At 57.9% G+C, this 21,007-nt stretch carries 18 protein-coding genes; 9 read left to right on the plus strand and 9 right to left on the minus strand.

Annotated elements, in window-relative coordinates:
• Nucleotides 1-329 precede the first annotated feature (329 nt).
• The 5 genes from rpmH (at nt 330) to mnmE (ending at nt 4,308) form a co-directional block, all read left to right on the plus strand.
• On the plus strand, nt 330-464 hold the full coding sequence (rpmH, locus tag ACQUQU_RS16210; protein ID WP_430460747.1) for a 50S ribosomal protein L34: 135 nt from the start codon (nt 330-332) through the stop codon (nt 462-464).
• Nucleotides 465-527: 63 nt separating this feature from the next.
• A complete protein-coding gene (gene rnpA / locus ACQUQU_RS16215) occupies nt 528-899 on the plus strand; it encodes a ribonuclease P protein component (RefSeq protein ID WP_430460748.1) in 372 nt (123 codons plus the stop codon).
• Nucleotides 847-1,143, plus strand: a complete 297-nt coding sequence (gene yidD / locus ACQUQU_RS16220; RefSeq protein ID WP_430460749.1) for a membrane protein insertion efficiency factor YidD — start codon at nt 847-849, stop codon at nt 1,141-1,143. Before rnpA ends, yidD begins: the two co-directional genes overlap by 53 nt.
• A 2-nt stretch (nt 1,144-1,145) precedes the next feature.
• A complete protein-coding gene (gene yidC / locus ACQUQU_RS16225) occupies nt 1,146-2,795 on the plus strand; it encodes a membrane protein insertase YidC (RefSeq protein ID WP_430460750.1) in 1,650 nt (549 codons plus the stop codon).
• 109 nt (nt 2,796-2,904) lie between these two features.
• A complete protein-coding gene (gene mnmE, locus ACQUQU_RS16230; RefSeq protein WP_430460751.1) occupies nt 2,905-4,308 on the plus strand; it encodes a tRNA uridine-5-carboxymethylaminomethyl(34) synthesis GTPase MnmE in 1,404 nt (467 codons plus the stop codon).
• A gap of 84 nt (nt 4,309-4,392) precedes the next feature.
• Here the strand turns inward: mnmE and ACQUQU_RS16235 are convergent, their stop codons facing one another.
• Nucleotides 4,393-5,472, minus strand: coding sequence for a saccharopine dehydrogenase family protein (locus ACQUQU_RS16235; RefSeq protein WP_430460752.1), 1,080 nt, complete (start codon nt 5,470-5,472; stop codon nt 4,393-4,395).
• 296 nt (nt 5,473-5,768) lie between these two features.
• On the opposite strand from ACQUQU_RS16235, the gene ACQUQU_RS16240 reads away from it, so the two are divergent.
• Nucleotides 5,769-6,989: a TCR/Tet family MFS transporter gene (locus ACQUQU_RS16240; RefSeq protein WP_430460753.1), complete on the plus strand. Its 1,221-nt coding sequence runs from the start codon at nt 5,769-5,771 to the stop codon at nt 6,987-6,989.
• A gap of 122 nt (nt 6,990-7,111) precedes the next feature.
• Here the strand turns inward: ACQUQU_RS16240 and ACQUQU_RS16245 are convergent, their stop codons facing one another.
• The 3 genes from ACQUQU_RS16245 to ACQUQU_RS16255 form a co-directional block, all read right to left on the minus strand.
• On the minus strand, nt 7,112-7,813 hold the full coding sequence (locus ACQUQU_RS16245; protein WP_430460754.1) for a dienelactone hydrolase family protein: 702 nt from the start codon (nt 7,811-7,813) through the stop codon (nt 7,112-7,114).
• Nucleotides 7,814-7,935: 122 nt separating this feature from the next.
• The gene (locus ACQUQU_RS16250; protein ID WP_430460755.1) at nt 7,936-9,510 is read right to left on the minus strand and encodes a sulfotransferase; all 1,575 of its coding nucleotides are present in this window, start codon (nt 9,508-9,510) and stop codon (nt 7,936-7,938) included.
• Between the two features lie 137 nt (nt 9,511-9,647).
• Entirely contained in the window at nt 9,648-10,499 is an 852-nt protein-coding gene (locus ACQUQU_RS16255; protein WP_430460756.1) for a metal-dependent hydrolase, read from the minus strand.
• A gap of 247 nt (nt 10,500-10,746) precedes the next feature.
• Between ACQUQU_RS16255 and ACQUQU_RS16260 the strand changes: the two genes are divergently transcribed.
• On the plus strand, nt 10,747-12,306 hold the full coding sequence (locus ACQUQU_RS16260; RefSeq protein WP_430460757.1) for a diguanylate cyclase: 1,560 nt from the start codon (nt 10,747-10,749) through the stop codon (nt 12,304-12,306).
• A gap of 63 nt (nt 12,307-12,369) precedes the next feature.
• Here the strand turns inward: ACQUQU_RS16260 and ACQUQU_RS16265 are convergent, their stop codons facing one another.
• The 5 genes from ACQUQU_RS16265 to ACQUQU_RS16285 form a co-directional block, all read right to left on the minus strand.
• Nucleotides 12,370-13,074, minus strand: coding sequence for a cupin domain-containing protein (locus ACQUQU_RS16265; protein WP_430460758.1), 705 nt, complete (start codon nt 13,072-13,074; stop codon nt 12,370-12,372).
• Entirely contained in the window at nt 13,047-13,586 is a 540-nt protein-coding gene (locus tag ACQUQU_RS16270; protein WP_430460759.1) for a TetR/AcrR family transcriptional regulator, read from the minus strand. Before ACQUQU_RS16270 ends, ACQUQU_RS16265 begins: the two co-directional genes overlap by 28 nt.
• 117 nt (nt 13,587-13,703) lie before the next feature.
• The gene (locus ACQUQU_RS16275; RefSeq protein WP_430460760.1) at nt 13,704-14,366 is read right to left on the minus strand and encodes a DUF1566 domain-containing protein; all 663 of its coding nucleotides are present in this window, start codon (nt 14,364-14,366) and stop codon (nt 13,704-13,706) included.
• Nucleotides 14,367-14,376: 10 nt separating this feature from the next.
• On the minus strand, nt 14,377-15,747 hold the full coding sequence (locus ACQUQU_RS16280; RefSeq protein WP_430460761.1) for a DUF1566 domain-containing protein: 1,371 nt from the start codon (nt 15,745-15,747) through the stop codon (nt 14,377-14,379).
• Nucleotides 15,748-15,924: 177 nt separating this feature from the next.
• Nucleotides 15,925-18,003 carry a hypothetical protein gene (locus ACQUQU_RS16285; RefSeq protein ID WP_430460762.1) on the minus strand — a complete coding sequence of 693 codons (2,079 nt, stop codon included), beginning with the start codon at nt 18,001-18,003 and terminating at the stop codon, nt 15,925-15,927.
• Between the two features lie 167 nt (nt 18,004-18,170).
• Here ACQUQU_RS16285 and ACQUQU_RS16290 point away from each other — a divergent pair, with 167 nt between their 5' ends.
• Nucleotides 18,171-19,856 carry an alpha/beta fold hydrolase gene (locus ACQUQU_RS16290; protein ID WP_430460763.1) on the plus strand — a complete coding sequence of 562 codons (1,686 nt, stop codon included), beginning with the start codon at nt 18,171-18,173 and terminating at the stop codon, nt 19,854-19,856.
• Between the two features lie 73 nt (nt 19,857-19,929).
• Nucleotides 19,930-20,754, plus strand: coding sequence for a hypothetical protein (locus ACQUQU_RS16295; protein ID WP_430460764.1), 825 nt, complete (start codon nt 19,930-19,932; stop codon nt 20,752-20,754).
• Nucleotides 20,755-21,007: the final 253 nt, after the last annotated feature.

Raw genomic sequence — 21,007 nt, forward strand, 5'->3', positions numbered from 1 at the left:
CACATTTCATCCGCCACTTACTGACGGCTCCCACAGAAGTTCCTAAGCCGCCATCAAGAAGGTTATGAAATCCTGTAAGGCCTATGAAATCTGGCGCCGTTTGAGTTTTCCACAGGACAAGGCGTTACTAAGAAATAAAAATAACGAACTTTCTCCTTCCTTTCCCATCATCAAAACATATTCAAAAAGAATGGTTTAACCCAGGTGAACCAGAGCCTGAACAACTCATCGGCACAGAGATTCAAATCAGCGTTGCTATTACTGGTGGTTTCTCATACAATCGCCGGCCTTAAAATTTGCCCTCTAACACTTAACTGGGTGACCGAGTTATGAAACGTACTTTCCAACCAAGCGTACTGAAGCGTAAGCGTACTCACGGTTTCCGTGCCCGTATGGCTACCAAAAACGGCCGTCAGGTTCTGTCCCGTCGCCGTGCTAAAGGCCGTCACAGCCTGACTGTTTAACTGATCATCTGACGCTGCATTTCTTTTCCGATGTCAGAGACTGCGTTTCCCCGCTGCGTCCGCTTGTTAAAGCCTGCAGAGTTCAAACGCGTTTTTGACAACACGGAACTGCGCAGCAGTTCGCCACACCTTCTGGTGCTGGCGACGTCGAATGAGCAGGACCAGGCCAGACTCGGTTTCGTGCTGGCTAAAAAGCAGATCAAACGGGCAGTTGACCGCAATCGCGTCAAACGTGTGATCCGCGAATCGTTCCGCCATCATCAGTCGAAGATGGCGGCAGTCGACTTCGTGATCCTTGCCCGTTCTGGTCTCGCTGAACTGGACAACCAGCAAATTCGTGAGATGATTGACGGCCTTTGGTTCAGATTGAAGCGCCCTTCTAATGACAGAAAACCAACCGGCAACCGCAACAAAAGCCGCCAGTCCCGGCGCTAAAGGGTTGTTGGCGCTCGTTTCTGTCTATCGCTACGCAATCAGTCCTCTTATTCCCAGCCGCTGTCGCTATTTCCCTACCTGTTCTGCCTACGCAGATGAAGCCATCCGCCGCTACGGTGCGTTGCGCGGAGGGTATCTGGCTGTCCGGCGTCTGCTCCGGTGTCATCCGTGGGGTTCCCATGGCCTGGATCCGGTACCTGATTTACCCAACCATTCCTCCCATTGTTGTCAACGGAAACCCTAAACATGGATATCCGCCGCACGGTCATTTTTATTGGCTTGGCCATTACTTCGTATCTCCTCATTCTTGCGTGGAATGGCGATTACGGTGTGAAGCCGCAAGACGCAGTACCTGTCACTGAATCTTCTGTGATCAGCCCGGATCTGCCGGACACCACAGCGGATGAAGCCGCTCATGCTGCGGATGCCCCGCAGATTGAAGGCCGCGCAGCAGAACCCGTGGTTCAGGCCACCGGTGAACTGATCCGTGTGTCCACCGACGTTCTGAACGTGGTCATCGATCCACGCGGTGGTGAAGTGGTTGAGGTGCGCCTGCCGCAGTACCCGACCTCTGTCGATCACAAAGACATTCCGTTCACTGTACTGGAGCGCAACGAGCGTCGCCTGTACGTGGCACAGAGTGGTCTGCTGGGTGCTGACGGTCCGGATGCCAAAGGCACTGCGCTGTACAGCAGCGAAGCAACCGCTTACTCACTGGCGGATGATCAGAACGAACTGCAGGTGGTGCTGACCACCCGTACCGACAAAGCCCTGGTGGAAAAAGTCTTCACCTTCCGTCGTGGTGATTACCTGATGGACGTGAATTTCCGCATCACCAACCAGTCGGCTGAAGCCTGGCAGGGTGTGTTTTACGCTCAGCTGAAGCGTGACGGTTCTGCGGATCCATCCAAAACCTCCAGCATGGGCATGTCGGCCTATCTGGGTGCGGCGCTGACCACCAAAGAAAACCGCTACAAGAAAGTGACCTTCAGCGATCTGGAAGAAGGCTCGTTCAAAGCGGTGGAAAACGGCGGCTGGGCAGCCATTCTGCAGCACTACTTCCTGTCTGCTTGGGTGCCGGCCAAAGACGTTGAGCACACCTACAATGGCCGTGCGGTAAAAGGTAACTACATCTTCGGTTTCTACGATGCACCAACCGTGGTGGCGGCCGGTGAAACCAAAGAAGTGGGCGCAAGCCTGTACGTTGGTCCGAAAGATCAGGACAGCCTGGCGAAAATCGCTGACAACCTGAACCTGACCGTCGACTACGGCTGGCTGTGGTGGATTGCCCAGCCACTGTTCTGGCTGCTGGAACACATTCACGCTCTGGTCGGTAACTGGGGTGTGGCGATCATCCTGCTGACCGTGCTGGTGAAGGCGATCTTCTTCAAGCTGTCCGCAGCCAGCTACCGCTCGATGGCGAACATGCGCAAAGTGGCGCCTAAGATGGCGGAAATCAAAGAGAAATACGGCGATAACCGCGAGAAACTCGGCCAGGAAATGATGGCCCTGTACAAGAAAGAGAAGATCAACCCGCTGGGTGGCTGTCTGCCGATTCTGGTACAGATGCCAGTGTTCATCTCTCTGTACTGGGTACTGATGGAGTCCGTTGAACTGCGTCAGGCGCCGTTCTTCCTGTGGATTCACGACATGTCCGTGATGGATCCATACTTCGTGCTGCCGCTGATCATGGGTGCGTCCATGTTCCTGCAGATGAAGCTGAACCCGACCCCACCGGATCCGATGCAGGCGCGCGTGATGCAGTTCATGCCGATCATCTTCACCGTGTTCTTCCTGTGGTTCCCGGCCGGTCTGGTACTGTACTGGGTAACCAACAACATCCTGTCGATTACTCAGCAGTATGTGATTACCAAATCGATCGAGAAGTCTGCCTGATTTCTCCCAACCGGCGCCTGATGGCGCCGGTTTCGTTTCTGCCCCCCGAAATTCCGCCCGTCCTGCCCTTCCTGTACAATTGCGCGTTTTCTCACCGCGGACTTCAGCCATGACTCAGGCGCTTCATCAGGACACCATCGCTGCTATTGCCACTGCCCCCGGCCGCGGCGGCGTCGGTATTATCCGCGTGTCCGGACCGAAAGCGCTGGAGATCGCCCGTGCCGTCAGTGGTCTTGAACCCAAACCGCGTTACGCCCATTACGGCGCGTTCACGGCCCGTGATGGAAGCGTGCTGGATGAAGGTCTGACCCTGTTTTTCCCCAACCCGCATTCCTTTACCGGCGAAGACGTCGTGGAACTGCAGGGCCATGGCGGTCCTGTGGTGCTTGATCTGCTGTTGAAGGAGGTGGTGGCACTGGGCTGCCGTCTGGCGCGTCCGGGCGAGTTTTCTGAGCGTGCGTTTCTGAACGACAAAATGGATCTGGCGCAGGCCGAGGCCATCGCCGACCTGATTGACTCTGCGTCGGAGCAGGCCGCCCGCTGTGCGTTGCGCTCGCTGCAGGGTGAATTCTCCAAGCGTGTGCACAGCCTGCTCGATCAGCTGATCCAGCTGCGCATGTACGTCGAAGCCGCCATCGATTTTCCGGAAGAAGAAATCGACTTTCTGTCCGACGGCAAAGTGGCCGCCATGCTGCAGGCTGTGGATAACGAACTGAAAGGCGTGCTGCGCGAAGCCAATCAGGGCGCTTTGCTGCGTGAAGGTATGAACGTTGTGATTGCCGGCCGCCCGAACGCGGGTAAGTCCTCGCTGCTGAACGCCCTGGCCGGTCAGGAACGGGCGATTGTTACTGACATCGCCGGCACCACGCGCGACGTGCTGAAAGAACATATCCACATCGACGGCATGCCGCTGCACATCATTGATACTGCCGGTCTGCGCGACGCCCCGGACGAAGTCGAGCGCATTGGTATTCAGCGCGCGTGGGACGAAATCAGCAAAGCCGACCGTGTGCTGCTGATGATCGATTCCAGCAAAGCCGCTGTGGAAGAAACCGATCCGGAAAAATTACTGCACGCCCTGTACGACGAACGCGGCCTGAAACAACAGGCCACCGACCTGCTCAACAGCGGCCGTGTGACGGTTATCCGCAACAAAGCGGACTTATCCACAGAGGTTATTGGTCTGGACGAGCGCGCTGGCTTTCCGACCGTCACCCTGTCGGCCAAGCAAAATGCCGGTGTGGATGTGCTGCGTGAGCATCTGAAACAGATCATGGGCTTTGAAGCCGCAGCCGAAGGTGGCTTCCTTGCCCGCCGCCGTCATATCGACGCCCTCAACCGCGCGCAGGAGGCACTGGATAACGGCCGTCTGCAACTCGAAGGCATGGGCGCGGGTGAACTGCTGGCGGAAGATCTGCGCATGGCACAGAAATCCCTCAATGAAATCACCGGCGCATTCAGCGCCGACGATCTGCTCGGCGAAATTTTCGGCAGCTTCTGCATCGGTAAGTAATCATCGCGGGCAAATAAACAGGCCGTTGGAACCTCCCGGTTCACAACGGCCTGATGCCCTGCTTTGGCTGAACTCAGACCGGCGTCAGCTGATTGTCATTGCGCCGGATTCCGGCAACTGGCTCACCAGTTGCGGGCCAACCAATCTGGCCGGTGTATAGGCCCCGCCTTTCACGGCGTTATTCTGCAGAAAATCCACCACCGCCAGCGACCCTGTGATGGTCAGGCTGTAGCCATTGGCGGTAAGGATGCGCGCCGTTTTACGCTCGCCACGGGCGTTGGTGACTTCACCCCAGACATGGGTTGGCATGACCGCGCGTTTGCTTTCGGAAGGCCCTTTTACCGATTTTTCGATACGGGCTTTCACCAGATTCTGTACCCAGCGGATGCCGAGCAGACGGCGGAAATAATTAGCGCGTTTGGCGCCGGCAATCATGCCCGGTGAACCCGGAATAAAGACCTCGATATTGGGAATGCCGGTGGTGTGAAACGCGGTCGACACATCGCCCCAGGGAATGCTCATCGCCAGCTTTTCGCCGTCACCAAAATCAATACGACGAACCTGATAGGCCAGAGGCACCGACACAATCTTGCCGTTGCGGCGGATTTTTCCGCCCTGCGCCAGACCTTCGACCGATGTCTTGGCGGTACCCGGTGAAAAGCCGGAACGGGAGTCGAAGCCGAGCGTCAGATGCGTGGCATCCGGCAGCGCTTCTTTTAACGCGGCGGCGACGCAGTCGGTCGGAATCACATCAAAACCGACGCCCGGACAAATCACGATGCCCGCTGTTTCGGCCTGTTGTTTCAGTGACTGCGCCAGTTCAAACACCGCAATTTCCCCCGTGATATCGAGGTAATGCGCTTTGGCCTGCAGGCAGGTATTCATCATAGGTTCGGCGGTGGCCGAAAACGGGCCGGCGCAGTTCAGCAGCAGCTGGCAGCCGCGAATGTTATTGGCGGCGTCGGCGACGTTATCCAGTGGAAAGGCAACCGCTTCGGTGCCCAGTTCCTGCGCCAGCTTCTGCACTTTATCCAGACTGCGTCCGGCCAGAATGGGTTTGAGCCCGCGTTTTACCGCCTCGCGTGCAATCAGCTCGCCGGTATAGCCGTTGGCGCCGTAAATCATCCACTTAAATGGGCTTGGGGAATTATTGTTATTGGTCATGTCATTGCTCCGCGTATCAGAAGGCATCAGGTGAGGATTCGACGCACCGACTCTATCCTTAAACTTAAGGTTAAGGTCAACGGATTTTTAACGACGGTGACTATTTAACCGTTGAGCTGCCCGCGGCGGCTGTGTATAAAGGCGCACCTCGCGAAAAACCGGCCGCATTTCAGGCCGGCACACACACCGGCGTTCTGCCGGTCAGCGTTTCCAACCCCCTTTTTTTCCGCCTGAGGCGATTGCAGAAAGGGCCCGGTGGAACGCCTGCGTTCCGCCCTGATTAACCGGAACGCACCATGAATAAAGCGCTCGTTATTATTTTTCTGACCATTCTGCTGGATGCCGCAGGACTGGGACTTATTTTTCCGATTTTACCGTCACTGTTGCAGCACTTGACGGGTGATGCTGATGTGGCACTGCTGATGGGGCTGTTAACGGCTCTTTACGCGCTGATGCAGTTTTTATTTGCCCCCGTCCTTGGCGCCTTGAGTGACCGCTATGGCCGCCGGCCTGTACTGCTGCTGTCGTTGGCTGGCATGGCGGTGAATTACGGCCTGTTGGCATTTTCAAACAGTCTGATTTTTTTGATTATCGGGCGGATGATTGCGGGCCTGACCAGCGCCAATCTGTCGGTGGCCTCGGCGTGTCTGACGGACGTCAGCACGCCCTCACAGCGCACGCGGTATTTTGGCTTATTTCAGGCCTTTTTCGGTGCAGGATTTATTCTCGGACCCGTACTGGGCGGGGTGCTCGGCGATATCGGCTTGCGCCTGCCTTTTCTGGCGGCGGCACTGCTGAGTCTGGCGAATTTTGTTCTCGCCTGGCGGGCGTTGCCGGAAACGCTCAGGCAGCCGTCGGCGGGCATGGGCTGGCGCGATCTGAATCCGTTCGCTGCGTTTGCCCGTGTCGTACCGGGCGTGAAAATTCTGGTGGTTCTTTTTTTCCTGTTCAGTGCCACCGGTGAAGCCTACGGCGTTTGCTGGGCCTTGTGGGGGCACGATGCTTTTCAATGGAATGGTGTTTGGGTGGGGTTGTCGCTCGGTGCGTTTGGTTTGTGTCAGGTGCTGGTGCAAGGGTTTTTACCCGGGCGAATCCGTGACCGGTTGGGAGATCGCGCTACCGTTCTGACCGGAATTGGCTGTGCGTCACTGGCCTTAACCGCGCTGGCGTTCAGTACGCAGGGGTGGATGGTGTTCGCCATTATGCCACTGTTTGCGCTGGGCAGTATCGGAGGGCCGGCGCTGCAGGCATTGGCGACGCAGAGTGTCGACAAACATGCTCAGGGACGATTGCAGGGCGTACTGGCGTCTGCGGTCAGTCTGGCGTCGGTGCTGGCGCCCCTGTTTTTCTCGGCGGTTTATGGCGGGGTACAGACGGTCTGGCCCGGCGCCGTCTGGCTGTCGGTGCTGGCTCTTTATCTGCTGGCTTTGCCTCTGGTGTTGCTGGCGACCCGGCAAGGTGTGATTGAAAGTACGAGTGACAGCGCTGCTGAAAGAGTGGCTGACGGAGCAGCTTAACGATAAGACATGAGAGTGGCCGACAACACGTTACCGCAGATACCGGCGAAGGCAGACCGTGGACAAAAGGTATTGTCCACGGTGCATTTTTCGCAGTTTTTTGCAGGTTTTACGCCGCCTGCTTAATCAGATAAAAATTGCCCTAAAAATTCCAGCGTACGGCCTTGTGCAATGGTCGCGGCGGGTTGGTTATACACAGCCGTACGGCCCCAGCAATTAAAGCCGTGATCGGCGTCGTATTCATAAATCACGGCATTTTTGCGTCCGGCAAAATGATGCTCAATCGCCTGACGTGCATCCTGCGGAATCAGGTGATCCTGCAGGCCATGATGGAAGGCAATGGGGGCGTGAATGTGATTGGCTTCGTGCAGGTAATTGGCAATGCCGCCACCGTAATAACACACAGCCGCATCGACCGTGGTTGCGGCAGCGGTGCGGAAGGCCAGCTGGCCGCCCATGCAGTAACCCATAACACCGACTTTTCCGCTCACCTGCGGCAGGGCTTTCAGCGCGGTGGTGGCGGTCACCACATCCTGCACCGCCAGATCACGGTCGATGCGGTTTAAATAATCGAATGCCGCGGCGTTGCCTTCGGTATCGTAATTCAGCGCGATTTTCGGGCCGAAACGCCAGTACACATCCGGGGCCAGCACCACGAAGCCGGCCATGGCGTATTGCTCGGCAACGGCCTGAATATGTTCGTTAACGCCCCAGATTTCCTGAATCAGAATTAAGCCCGGGCCGCGGCCGGCCGGCGGCAGCGCCAGATAGCCATTAAAGGTCTGACCGTTTTCTTCGCTGATGGTGATCCACTGATTATTCATGGCCACTCCTGGAGTGAATGGTGGTAGAAGGTTCGGCAACACCCGGTGCATCCGGGCGTTGCCATTCTGAGGGTTCGACTGTGGGATGGCGACGGGGTTTCCGTGTCACTGGCTGAACAGTGTTATCCGTTCGGTTGAGTCGCCAGTGCGTCTGCCAGAGGTGCCAGCTGATTTTCATAGCGGCGCCACTGCTCCAGACGTGACGTGGTCATGCTTTGCCGTACCTGCATCGCCGACAGGGTTTTTACCGGCCGTGGATTGGTGTGGAAATTCAGACAGGCATCGTCCCAGGGCAGGCCACAGAAATTCACCAGAGCGCGGATGACGGTGTCCGGGGCCTGTACCAGTTCTTCGTAGCGGACAACAAACACATCGGCGGTTTCGGGCTGACTGGCCAGCCAGTGACGGATCAGCTGGTCACTGGTGTTCCAGGTGTCGGCCAGTTCTTTCAGGTCGTAAGTAAACGCCATGCCATCGACAAAGAACTGGCGGTAACAGCCCCAGCAGTTGTCCATGGCATTGCGCTGACAAATCACAATTTTCGCCTGCGGCAATGCCTTGCGGATAACGCCGATGGCTTTGTAATTATTCAGATTTTTGTCAGTGAAAAATCCGCCATTCTGCAGATAGCGGGTCGTGTTCAGATAGTCGTCGCCAATGGCTTTCCAGTCGGCGTCGGTCAGGTCATTGGCCCACTGCGGAAAATCTTTTTTATTGCCTTTTTTCTGCAGCAACTTGGCGGTGGCGATGGGCAGGTCGTTAATTTCATCCCCCGCCATGACCAGCGGGTGGTTCGACAAAATCTGCTCGGTCAGCGTGGTACCGGAACGTGGCAGCCCGCAGATAAAAATCGGCACTGGCTGGTTGCCGGGTGTGTCAGCGTCGTAGTTGGTTGTACCGGGAATTTGTTTTTCTGCGGCCGGAAAAAATCCGGCAATCGACCGCGTTTGCGCCATTTCTTTTTCGTGTGCGTAATTCAGCGTGCTGCGTTTTAACGCCGCGCCTTGTTCGATATGGCTGAACTGCTCCGGGTAGCGGCCGGCTTTTTCATCGCTCATGCTCAGTGCGTAATGCAGCATGGCGCGCTGATGGGCGTTAAAGCGGGCGTTATCAGCCAGTAAGGCGACGCGCTGATATTCGTCATCGCTCAGAACACCAGCCATGTCCGCCCGGTTCCAGATGGCGCTGATGTTGTCGGGCTGCAGACGCAGGCAACGATTAAATTCTTTCAGCGCCCTTTCCGGCTGACCCATTTCTTTGAGCGTAATGGCCAGATGATTCACCACCTGAGCATTGGCCGGTTCCAGTGCGACGGCTTTTTCAATCAGGCTCAGCGCCTGAGGATAATTCTGCAGCATGCGGGCAGCGACCGAACCACTGACCAGTGCCGGCAAAAATTTATTAATGGCCGCCAGACAACGTTCGCTTTCCCGTGCCAGCGCCGCAAAATTGGCCATGTCGTGCAGTGCGCCGAACAGCGTCAGCCAGGGCGTGTCGAGGGCCGGCAGCTGCTGGGTCAGTTGCTGCGCCAGACTGAAGGCCAGTGGCCGGTTGCCCTGCTGCTGAGCCTGCTGCAGCAGACGCAGTGCGTCGGCGGCGGGCAAGGTTGCCGGTGGCTTGCCAGGCAATTGCAGCTGAATGGTTTTGAGCAGCAGTTTTTTGTGCTTTGGGTTGGCAGGGCTTGGGGCTTTGGCCACGACGACTTTCTCAGCAAACGATAATCAGGAAAGCCCCGGATTATGCACTAAGCCGGCGGTGAGGACAGGTTCTGGCGGGTAATGATCAGACAGATACAGCAAATGCCCGGCGGCCTTGCGCCGCCGGGTGCGTGTGTTTACACGGTTTTGTAGGCCTGCTCTTCCGCTTCCCACTGACCCAGCAGTTCACGGTTGTCGTGCATCCACGGATGAAAATCGCGACGGAAATAATCTTTGTAATCGCGCCAGATGGTAGGCACCAGACCGGGTTTGAAGAAGTAAAATTTAAAGCCGTTCCACCACACTTTCGGGTTGAACAGCTGGCCGTCTTTCCACAGGAAAATCGCCTGTACGGCAGAGGTGCGCAGGCAGAACATCAGGGTGATCACCAGCATGGTGAACACGCGCAGACGGTAGCTGCCCACGGCTTCCTGATACACGTCGTAGGCCACAGCTTTGTGTTCGGTTTCTTCAATCGCGTGCCAGCGCCACATTTGTTTGAACTGCGGGTGCATGCCTTCGGTGGCTTCCGGATTGGTCAGAATCTGGTGCGCCATGATGGCGGTGAAATGTTCCAGTGCGCAGGTAATGGACAGACGACGGGACGCCGGCAGCCATTTTTTCATCCAGATTTTTTCTCTTTTCTCGAAGCGCATGATGGCATCAATCGGATAGCCCCACTTCTTCAGGCAGTCGTTGTATTGCGCGTGCTCGTGACCGTGAATCGCTTCCTGTTTGATAAAGCCTTTGATCTGCTTCTGCAGTTGCGGGTCGGTGATCTTGTGCTGATTGTCGCGCACAGCGTCCATGAACATACGCTCGCCTTCCGGGAACAGACACGACAGGGCGTTCATAAAGGTCGAGCGGAAGGCGTCGTTGGCGTACCAGTATTTCGGAATGTCGTCGACGTCGAAGCCGAATTCCATTTTCCGGCCCGGAATATCAATGCTGGCGCTGATGGCCTTCGCCTTCTGCAGTTCAATCGTCATGTTGCACCTCTGCTGACCGCGTGATGACACAAAGCGGTACGTTATTCTCGTTATGACAACAGCATAGGCGTCACCCTGCTGTGCCAACAGGTGAAGCAGAGACAAGTTTCAGGGGTTCAATCCGGCCAAAGTGTCCGCGGAGCACCGCCGGCGTCATGAATAGGTCTGAATTTTGTGGGGAAGGCCCTTCATCGGCGCTAAAATTACATCAGAAAACGGTAGTTACCCTGTCTGGTAACCACAGCCCGTGGATGAGGTTCTGTCTCAGGGAGACATTCACCGCATTATGCCTTCCCCGTATCGCCGCTCACTGACCGCCTGCCCCTTCTGCGGTGGTTCAAGACTCAGCACAGTAACCGAAGATGGTTGCTCTTACGTTCTCTGCGACACCTGCGGCGGGCGCGGTCCTGCGTGTCTGACCGGTTCCGACGCTCAGGCCGGATGGCAGCGCAGCGCCAGTCCGCAGTTGCTGATCCGCGAGCTGATCGACGCCACGCCGTCCATGGTGCTGGTGGTCGATCAGCATGAGCGTTACCTGCTGGTCAACAAGGCGGTGGGCGAGCTGTTTAATTGCCCTGTAGAAGACATCATCGGCCGCTGCGTTGAAGATTTTGTCACCCAGCCCGAGGTGCTTGAATTCACCCGCAACTCCATCCGTCAGGCGTTTACCGCCAAAGGGGTGATGCGGGTCGATGAAACCCTCTACGACCCATCGCGGCGCGAGCGCAGTAATTTCGTGACCCTGAAAAAACAGCTGTTATTCGGCCCGGATAAAATCCCGGCTGTGCTGCTGATTGCCACCGATGTGACCGCGCTGAAACGCGCCAACCGCGAAATCGCCGAGCGCGAAAAGCGCTACATCGAAGCCATGGCGGCGTCCGGTGAAGGCATCTGGGAACTGGATCTGCGCAATCTGCTGATCGCACACAACAGTCATCTGCCCGAAATCTACGGGTTTGATGCGTCGTATTTTGAAGTGTCGGCCAATTTCCTGTTCGACCGTATTCACCCGGACGACCGCGCCTGGGTGCGCGAGTCGTTCACGCACGCGATGGAAACCGATGGCGAGTACGAATCCCAGCACCGGGTCGTGCGCGACGATGGCAGCACCATCTGGATCCGCAACCGTGCCCGCGTGGCCGAGCGCGATGAAGACGGCGCACCGCTGCGCGTGATCGGCAGCACCCGCGATATCACCCAGCGCAAGCAGGCGGAAGCCAATCTGGAAGAAGCCCGCCGTGAATTGGAGCGTACCAATAACCAGCTCGAGAATCTGGTGGAAGAGCGCACCTCGGAACTGGTGCAGCTGAATCTCGAACTGCAGTCGCTGGCGCGGCGCGATTCCCTGACCGGACTGGCCAACCGTCTGGCGGCCGACGAACACCTGTTGCAGGAGTTCGCCCGTTTCCGCCGCCACAATCAGCCCTATACGGTGATGCTCGCCGACGTTGATCACTTCAAGCAGGTGAACGACACCTTCGGCCATCCGGTGGGCGATAAAGCCCTGATGCACGTGGCCAATCTGCTGCGCACCAACCTGCGTGAAACCGATCTGGTGGCGCGCTATGGCGGCGAGGAATTTCTTCTGCTGGTGCAAACGCAGGATACCCAGACCGCCCAGCAACTGGCTGAAGGCATCCGCCGTCTGGTGGAGGTCACCCCGGTGTCGGCCGGACTGTCGCTGACCATCAGCATTGGTGTTTCCGCGGTGGAAGACGCCGACACCGACGCCACTGATGCCCTGCGCCGGGCAGACAAACTGCTCTATCGCGCCAAGGCCGAAGGCCGCAACTGTATCCGTTCCTGACGCTGAGCGCGGCGGTTGTGTCTGTTGTGGCGTTTTCTTCTGTTGTGGCCGCGCTGCTGGCGGTTAAAGGTGCCCGACCTTCACCAGAATCAGGGTTTCTTCATCCACAAACGGATGGTGCTGGCTCATGTGCGGGCTGCGCAGCCAGGTGTGCTGTGGATAATCGCCGTGCTCATCGCGGAAGCAGCCTTTGATCACCACAATCTCTTCGCCGCCCCAATGGCGGTGCGGCTGAAACACCTCGCCCGCTGGCCAGTGCACCAGCGCGGTACTGGCGCCCTGATGCTCATGCAGCGGACACACGCTCAGATTACCGATGCCCGGCCGCCACTGTCGTTGTTCAGGGCGGATGCGCACCGGCGTCAGATCATTCTCAGCAAACTGATTGAGCTTTACGAAAATCAGGCAGCCCTGTTCCGAATAGGGCGCGTGTTCTGAACCCGGTGGATTGCGCAGATAACTGCCCACCGGGTAGTCGCCCGTTTCATCGCTGAACACGCCTTCCAGCACGAGAATCTCTTCGCCCAGCGGATGGCGGTGACGGGGAAATACGGCCCCCGGCAGATAGCGTACGAAACTGGTGGTTTGCCCGTGCTCGGGCGCTTCCCGTTCCAGTGGCCGGCGCTCGACCGGCGCCTGTGGCGCGCGCAGCCAGGGCTGATCATCCGGGCGGATCACCACCACTTTGCTGCGGTCCATATTGATCGGCTGAAATGTCGGATTACTGCTCATCATCACTTCTACAAACGGGTCAGGGTCGACAGCCACTGGCGGGTGGCCTCAAGACGCAATGGCTGTGGCTGGTCGCGGTCGAGCAGCAGCGCGCCTTCCAGCGAGCTGACGATGACGCGCGCCAGTTCCGGCCGGGCCAGTGGCAGCAGGTGCGCCCGCGCCAGCGTGTCGGCTACCCAGTCTTCCAGCCGCTGCAGAAACCGTTGCACGGCCTGCCGTTGTTCTGCTGTGGTTTCGTCACCGGCGGCGGCAAAGGCCAGACACAGACACTGCTGCTGCTGTTGATGACTGTCGATAAACAGCCCGGCCAGTTGCTGCAGCGGGCTGCTGACCCCGGCGCAACGCGCCTCAAGCTGGGCGAAAAAGGCGTGTTCGTAGTCGCTCACCAGCTCCTGCAACAGGGCGTCGCGGTTGTCGAAGTGGTAATGCACCGAGCTGCTTTTTATCCCCAGCACCTTGCCCATCTCGCGGAAGCTGGCGGCGTGCAGGGTATGGCGGCGGATCTGTTCGGTGGCGATCTGTTTCAGCTGCTGGCGGGTATCACTCATGCGCTGTGGCTCGTGTCGGGTCTGGCGCCAACAGTAATCTAACACCCGTTAGATGGCAACGCCGGCGAGCCGGCATAAAAAAGCCCGCACAAGGCGGGCAAAGGTTGCAGACTGTGATCAGCGGGCCGGCAGGGAGGCGTAGTCATTCACCGTGACGTCGCGCACCAGGCGCAGACGCAGGTTGTAGCCGTTGCGCTGGCAGGCCCCCATCAAAGGTTTGTCACCGCTCATCTGCAGGCAGATGTTGGATATCGCGGTGTTGATATCGTCATTGCCAATGATGCCGGTCGCGACCGGTGTACTGGTGGCAAAATGATCCGGATACGAGCCATAGGCTGGCGTGTAGCCAGAATACTGGTTCGGGAAATAGGCAGGGTTTACAAAGCCTTCGGTACCCACGCCGCTGCAGTCATTAACAATCGACCACAGCTCGTTGATGTTGGGTACGCGCCAGTCGGTATGACCGCCGGTGGCGAAGTAGCCGCTGGGTGTGGCCGCTGCAGCATCGGTTAACGCAGTACCGGTGCGCATGACAAAGACAACCGGGTCGCCATTGCTATCGAGGTCGGAGACACAGCTCACTTCGCCGCTGACGCTGTCCACTTCACGTACCATGCCATAGCTGCATTGAGCCCACATCAGGCCGGTATTGCGATCAATAACCGTGCCGTTGCCGGTATCAATCAACGATGGGTTATTACATTCGGTGCTGGCAGCCTGAGCAGCCATGCTCAGGGGCAACAGCAGGGCGGCGCCCAGAGTCGCAAATACATTGTTCATCATGAAATCCTCAATAGCTCACTAAGCGGGCGAAGTGGCCAGCGTAAACACAGCTGCCGCTGCTGCTGGTTGGCTTAATACAAGAACTGTCTTTTGCTGTGGTGCCCAATTGCTGACCACCGGTTTTAAAAGCGGCAGATATGTATTTATTGCGCGCATCAATGATGTGTATTGCGTCTGAGTTGCCCAGCACCTGCGTGGCGGTTAAGTAGCCGGAATTGATAAAGGTTTCGTAGCCGCCACTGCTGCCGATGGCCTCGGTGCTTTTAATCTCGAACGCCCCCAACTGTGGATAGGTGCTGGTGCTGACATCCACTGCGCTCATATCGAGAATGCTCAGCATTTCCTGCTGCGATGGCAGGCGCCAGTCGGTCTTACCACACAGCTGGTCGTTGTTGGCCTGATTGATCAGGTAATCCACTGAACCTGAAAAAGCGACATCGGCAACCTGGCCGGTAGCCAGATAGGCTGCATCGCCAGCGAAATTAAACGTACGACGGCCGTCGTACAGGCTGGCGTCGTCGGTGAAGTCATCGTTCAGCGCGATAGTGGTGTCAGTCTGTTTAACTTCCCAGGTACGGCCGGTCACGTTGTCGCGTACGCAGCGCCAGGCTGTTGCACTGTTGGCCACTTCGTTACCGTTGACGTCCAGTTTGGTGAAATCGAAGCCCTTCGGGCCGGCACCGACTTTTACCAGAGCGGTGTTGGCATCACGGCCGTTCACACCGTCCTGACCGGCGGCTGCCGGAGCGGTGGCGCAGTCGGCGCTGTTGGAGCCAAGGCTATTAACCGTGCCAAAGCACTTGTCGTAGCCGGTGTCGTTCATCGCGCCGGCAACAACGGCCAGATCATCTGACTGATAAGCCGTGCCTTCTGCCACAACCAGCACATGTTGCAGGCCGTTGTTCGGTGTGACGACACGGCATGGGGACGCACTGCAGCTGACGTTTTGTCTGCTTGTGGCTGGTGAATCCGCATCAATGGCCGAGTTATCCATGTATACGGTGTATGACGTGGCGCCAGTGACCGCTAGCCAGTTCAGTACCACACCTTCAGCATGTGGCTGGGCGCTGATCGCCAGATTCTGACGTGGCTCTTCGTCGGTGCCGTCGCCGCCGGAAGTGTCGCCGCCTGAGTTATCACCACCTGATGTATCGCCGCCTGAGTTGTTACCACCGGACGTATCACCACCCGATGTGTCGCCGCCAGAGTTGTTACCACCGGACGTATCGCCGCCTGAGTTGTTACCGCCGGACGTATCACCACCTGAGGTATCACCGCCCGTGTTGTCGGAGGACGATCCGCCGCTGCCGCCACCACAGGCGGCCAGCGTGGCGGCCAGTAAGGCCACCATCAATTGTTTGTTCAGCTCGTAAGCCATAACGCATTCCTTTTGTGCTGAGAGGGACCGGTCAAAAGTTGACTGGTTAACCAGTATTTTTCTCAGGCACAGGCAGGGCGGCATCTACCAGCTGGTATAAAAAACGGAGCAGTAACAAAGGGATACAAAAAAGCCCGCACAAGGCGGGCATAAACGGCGGTTAACTCCGGGGGCGGGTTAATCGCGCACGCGGTAATACCAGGTGGTGCTGCCATTGTCGGTATTGCGGGTGAATACCACAGGCTCGTCATCAATGGTGGTGACAACGGCTTTGCTGACGTTGCCGCCGTCGAAGCCGTTGAAGCCGGTGTCGTTGCCGGTAGCCGGGAACAGCTCGGACGACTCAGTCGCGCTGCCCGGGTTGCTGGTGACGATCACGCCGCTGGCAGAACCTAGCAGGCTGTAAACAATGGCATCGGCTGAGTGGTTAACAAACTGCACCTTCAGGGCCGCAGTAACGTCAGCAATATTCTGCGCCACACCGAAGTTCAGCTCAGAGGCGATGTAGTTGTCGGCATCCAGCAGGGTGGCGTTGCTGATGGTCAGGCTGTCACCACCAGTGATCTCGTAGATACCGCTTTCCTGACGGGTACGGATTTCAGTCAGGTCGGCCACGCCCGGGCGGAACACCAGTTTGCTGCCGCGGGTCCAAATACTCATAAAGGCCATTTTGCTGCGGGTTTCCAGACGGTAAACGCCCAGTGTGTTCAGATAGCTGCTGCTGGTGGTCTTCAGGGTGGGTTCGCCGGCAAAACCAACAAAGGTTTCACCCGTTTCACCGGTCAGTGTCAGGGGTTTGGCGTAGCAGCTGGTCTGCCAGCCTGAGTTCTGATTGACGCAGTAATACGGGTCTTTCCACACATTCACCTGCAGACTGCCATCACCAAAGGTTTGCAGACCATAACGACCGGCCAGCAGGTAGCCACCCGCCGGATTCACCACCAGAGACGAACGGACATGGGTGCCGTACGGCAGGTTGCTGCCACGCATGCTGATGTTGGTGATGGCTTCGGCAAAGCGCACGATGCCGTTGCCCATCATGCCGGTCCAGACTTCGTCAAAGTCGTCCGTTGTTCCCGCTCCGTTCATGTAAGGATTTGTGTGGGTGCTGGCGGCAAAGGCGAGGTTGGTGCTGTTTTTCGCCAGTTTGACGTCTTTAACGTGCAGATTCGGGTAGTTTAGGCGGGTCGCAGTGGCGAATGAACCGCTGCCTGTGCAGGTAACGGCGTCAGCCACCACGCTGCAGCTGCGGAAATGGAAGTCGGTGGCATCGTTAGTGGCAATATTGGTGTTGTCGGCTTCGGCAACGTTAAAGCCCCAGGCCACGGCCGCGGTATGGTCGGTGCCTTCCGATACCGCCAGTGTAAGGCCATTGCTCAGCAGGCTGTTATGGCGGTTGGCTTCTGCAGCAGAAGACATATCACCACTGGCCAGCGTCGTGGCGAACGGTTCAACACAGCTGATCATCATTATGTTGAATTCGTTTTCCCCATAGCTGCAGCGCTTGACGTGCAGAGTATCGGTCATCACGCTGCCGCTGAATGAAGAGACGATATAGGCCAGCCAGACGGAGTTGTCAGAGCGGTCCGCCATCAGTGCCATCGGCACATCGCCAATATAGTTTTCCAGTGAAACCGGCATGCCCAGCGGTAAGGTGGACTGAGCGCTGTCGATGGTCATTGGCGTAGCCTGAGTCGGGTCGATGCCTACATAGCTCAGGTACGGGCTGGCGAATTGCCGGCCACTACTGACGTCGATTTTGGTGCTGAGAATCCAGTTACCATCCGCCAGCAGCTGGCCATTGATGTCTCTCGGCGTTGGTTGGGTGTACGTGTGGTTGGCCACGCCAACCTGCAGCGCTGTCATGCTGTTGGTGATCAGGCGGGTGGTTGGCGTGTCAGTAGAATCGCCACCGCCGGATGAATCACCGCCGGATGAATCACCGCCGGATGAATCACCACCGGATGAATCACCACCGGATGAATCACCACCGCCGGAAGAATCACCGCCGGATGAATCACCACCGGATGAATCACCACCGGATGAATCACCACCGGATGAATCACCACCGGATGAATCACCACCGGATGAATCACCACCTGAGGTATCGCCGCCCGGGTTTTCACCAGAGTTATCACCAGAGTTATCACCAGGCGTATTGGAATTAGCGTCGTTATTGGCGGAGTCGCCGGATGAACCGCCACCACAGGCGGTCAGGGTGGCTGCCAGCAGCAGGGTAATCAGTTGCGTTTTCATGAAATTCTTCCTGAATGAGAGGTGTCCGTCAGGAAACTGACCGGATGGGCGGGATTTTGCGTTTTTGGCCTGAGCGCCTCATATCCAATCTGGTATAAAATGCGGCGCATTGTGCCCACAGGCCCGGCCCTTCTGCCGGCCGCAGTCAGTTGTTCAGGAAGAATCTGATGAGTAGTCGCGACAGCCGCGAACAGGCCCTTGTTCAGGAAGTGAATACCGACGACATCCGCCGCATGGTGATGTCGGTCATCCAGAATCAGCAGGATTACGACGCCCTGCTCAGCTATCTGGAGCCGGTCACCCGCCGTGGCGGGCCGCTGACGGCGGAAGCCACCATGCAGCTGGCGTTGCTGATGAACGACGTCGAACAGCAGGCCGCGCTTAACGATCAGCTGTACAGTCTGGTCAAAGACGAAAGCGCGCCGACCCTGGTGCTGACCGAAGCTGGCGTGATCCTCACCCAGAACCATTCTGCCGCTAGCCTGTTCCACTCCATGGACGGTGACAACTACGCCCGCCTTGGCGTCAGTGCCCGCGCCTTCGAAGATTTCCAGCGCCGTATTTTTATCCACCGTGGGCCCACGCTGCTGCAGACCTACCCCGGGCCGGAGAAAGACACGCCGCTGATCATGACCGCCACCTACTACGAACCGCACCGCGTGTTTGTGCTGCAGTCGCTCGAATGCCGCTGGCCGGAATCCATCGATCAGGCGCTGCAGGAGCTGTTCGGCCTGACCGCCTCCGAGCGCGATATCCTTGCCTGTCTGGCGCAGGGCATGAGCGCCGAGAGCATCAGCGAGCAGCGCGTGCGGGCGCTGGGCACTGTGCGTCAGCAGATCAAAAGCCTGATGCAGAAGCTGGGCACCAACCGCCAGAATCAGGTGGTGTCACTGGGCTCGGCGATCGCCAACCGCACTCAGGGCACAGTGCAGAAGCACAGTCAGCCGGGGCTGATTTCCCCTTGTCCGCTGGAACTGGGCGAGCTGGTGAGCAACAACCGGCTGGTGGGCTGGCGCCGCTACGGGCGTAAGAGCGGCCATCCGGTGATTCTGCTGCACGGGCCGTTTTTCGGCGCCGGCGATTTCGAGCGCGACCGCGAGCTGGCTCATGAATACAACCTCTGTGTGTGGATTCCCGAACGTCCGGGGTACGGCCGCACCCCGCCGGCTCCGCGCGACGCCGATCCGCTGGATGTGCAGGTGGCCGACGTGCTGGCGCTGATGAAAGATCAGGGCATCGATAAGGCCTGTCTGCTCAGTCACGAAGCCGGGCTGATTCCGGCGCTGGCGCTGGCCACCCGCTATCCGAAACGGTTTACCGGTCTGCTGGCGGTATCGCCGTCGGGCCACTTCAAGCCGGGGGTGGATCTGGAAGGGGTGCCGCGCCAGCAACGGATGTTGTTGTGGGCCGCGCGTCATGCGCACTGGATGCTGCGCATGATGATCCGTCTGGGCATGGTGCAGGTGCGTCAGCTGGGGCCGGAACGCTGGGTTGAGGCCATTTTTGCGGATTCTCCTCACGACCTGGAGGTGCTGCACGCCGATGCCGTGCGTCAGGGGAAACTCGGCACCTACCACTACAACTACAGTCAGAACGGCGCCGGGCTGGAGCTGGATGTGCAGCAGACCACCACCGCCTGGGATCAGATGGTAAGCGAAGTGCGTCAGCCCTTTGTGGGCATCATGGGTGGGCGCAACCACACCACGCCGCCGGATTTTGTGCGCACCCTGTGTGATCTCAACCCGGCGCTGCGTCTGCATGAAATTGCCGACGCCGGACAGACGCTGTCGATCTCCCATGCGCACGAGGTGTTTGCTGAGCTGGCGGCCATGATCAGCAGTACTCAGGTGTAAATCCTCTCAAGACCTGCCCTTTGCGGCCGATTGCTATGCTTATGTCAGACATACGTTTCAGCAGGAGTCGGCCGTGCCGCGTTTTCCCTTGTTTGTCGCCCTCAGTGCTGTGCTGTTGGGCGGTTGTATTGCCAAAGAAGATGCCAGTGTCACCAACGAACAGGGCGACGAGGTATCCGATCCGACGCTTGCCCTGAATGGCTTCTGGGATGGTCAGTTTGACCAGAGCGGCAGCCTGCGGGTGCTGGTTTACAACGGCACTGTGTACGCGCTGGACGAAACAAACGGCTATTACGGCACTGTGGTACTCAACGACGATACCAGCATCGCCAGCTTTGCCCTGACCGCCTACGAGCTGTCGGAGAACGACACCACCGGCAATCAGTACGTCGCCGATGGCAACGACGAAGACTACAGTCTGGCCGGCCTGCTGTTCAGCAGCGAGTCGACGGACGACACCTTAGTGGGCGATTTCGCCAACGATGCCGACACCGGCAGCTTTTCGCTGACCAACGACGATACCTGGGACAACAACTCGGCCCTGAGTCTGCTGGCCGGCAAGTGGACCGCCACCGGCTACGAGTTCTACATAGAGCCGCTGAGCAGCAAAGCGTCGTTCAAGGGCATCAGCACGGATGCGTCCGGCTGTACCTTTGAAGGCGACATCACCCTGATCGACAAGAGTTACACCCTCTACGCCGTCAGCCTGCGCGAGCGCAAAAACTGCACCGGCTTTAACGTCACCGACGCCACAGGCTATGCCGCCATCAACACCGACGGCCAGCTGGAGGTGTATCTGCGCAAAGACACCGACCTGCTGTTCATGATCTACACGGCGCCGACCACCACAACAACGGATACGACGACCGACACCACCACAGACACCACGACGCAATAGTCTGTGTGCCGTGACGACGAAGGAGGCTCTGGCCTCCTTTTTTGTGTCTCCCTCTTGCGCCCCTGTTTTTGTTTCTCTGCTGCGCGGATTCCGGGGGGTTCCGGGTGCGGCCGCACGGTCAGTTTGTGTGTATAAATCTGTGATTAACTTCGGGTTATCCGGTCAGAAAGCAGCGGATTCTGGCGGGATTATTTTCCGTAAATATCCTGTGGTTAAAATTACCAACAGTTATCAACAGAGTTATCCGGCACTG

It is taken from the genome of Thalassolituus sp. LLYu03, assembly GCF_050507655.1.
Taxonomy (GTDB): domain Bacteria; phylum Pseudomonadota; class Gammaproteobacteria; order Pseudomonadales; family Oceanobacteraceae; genus Venatoribacter.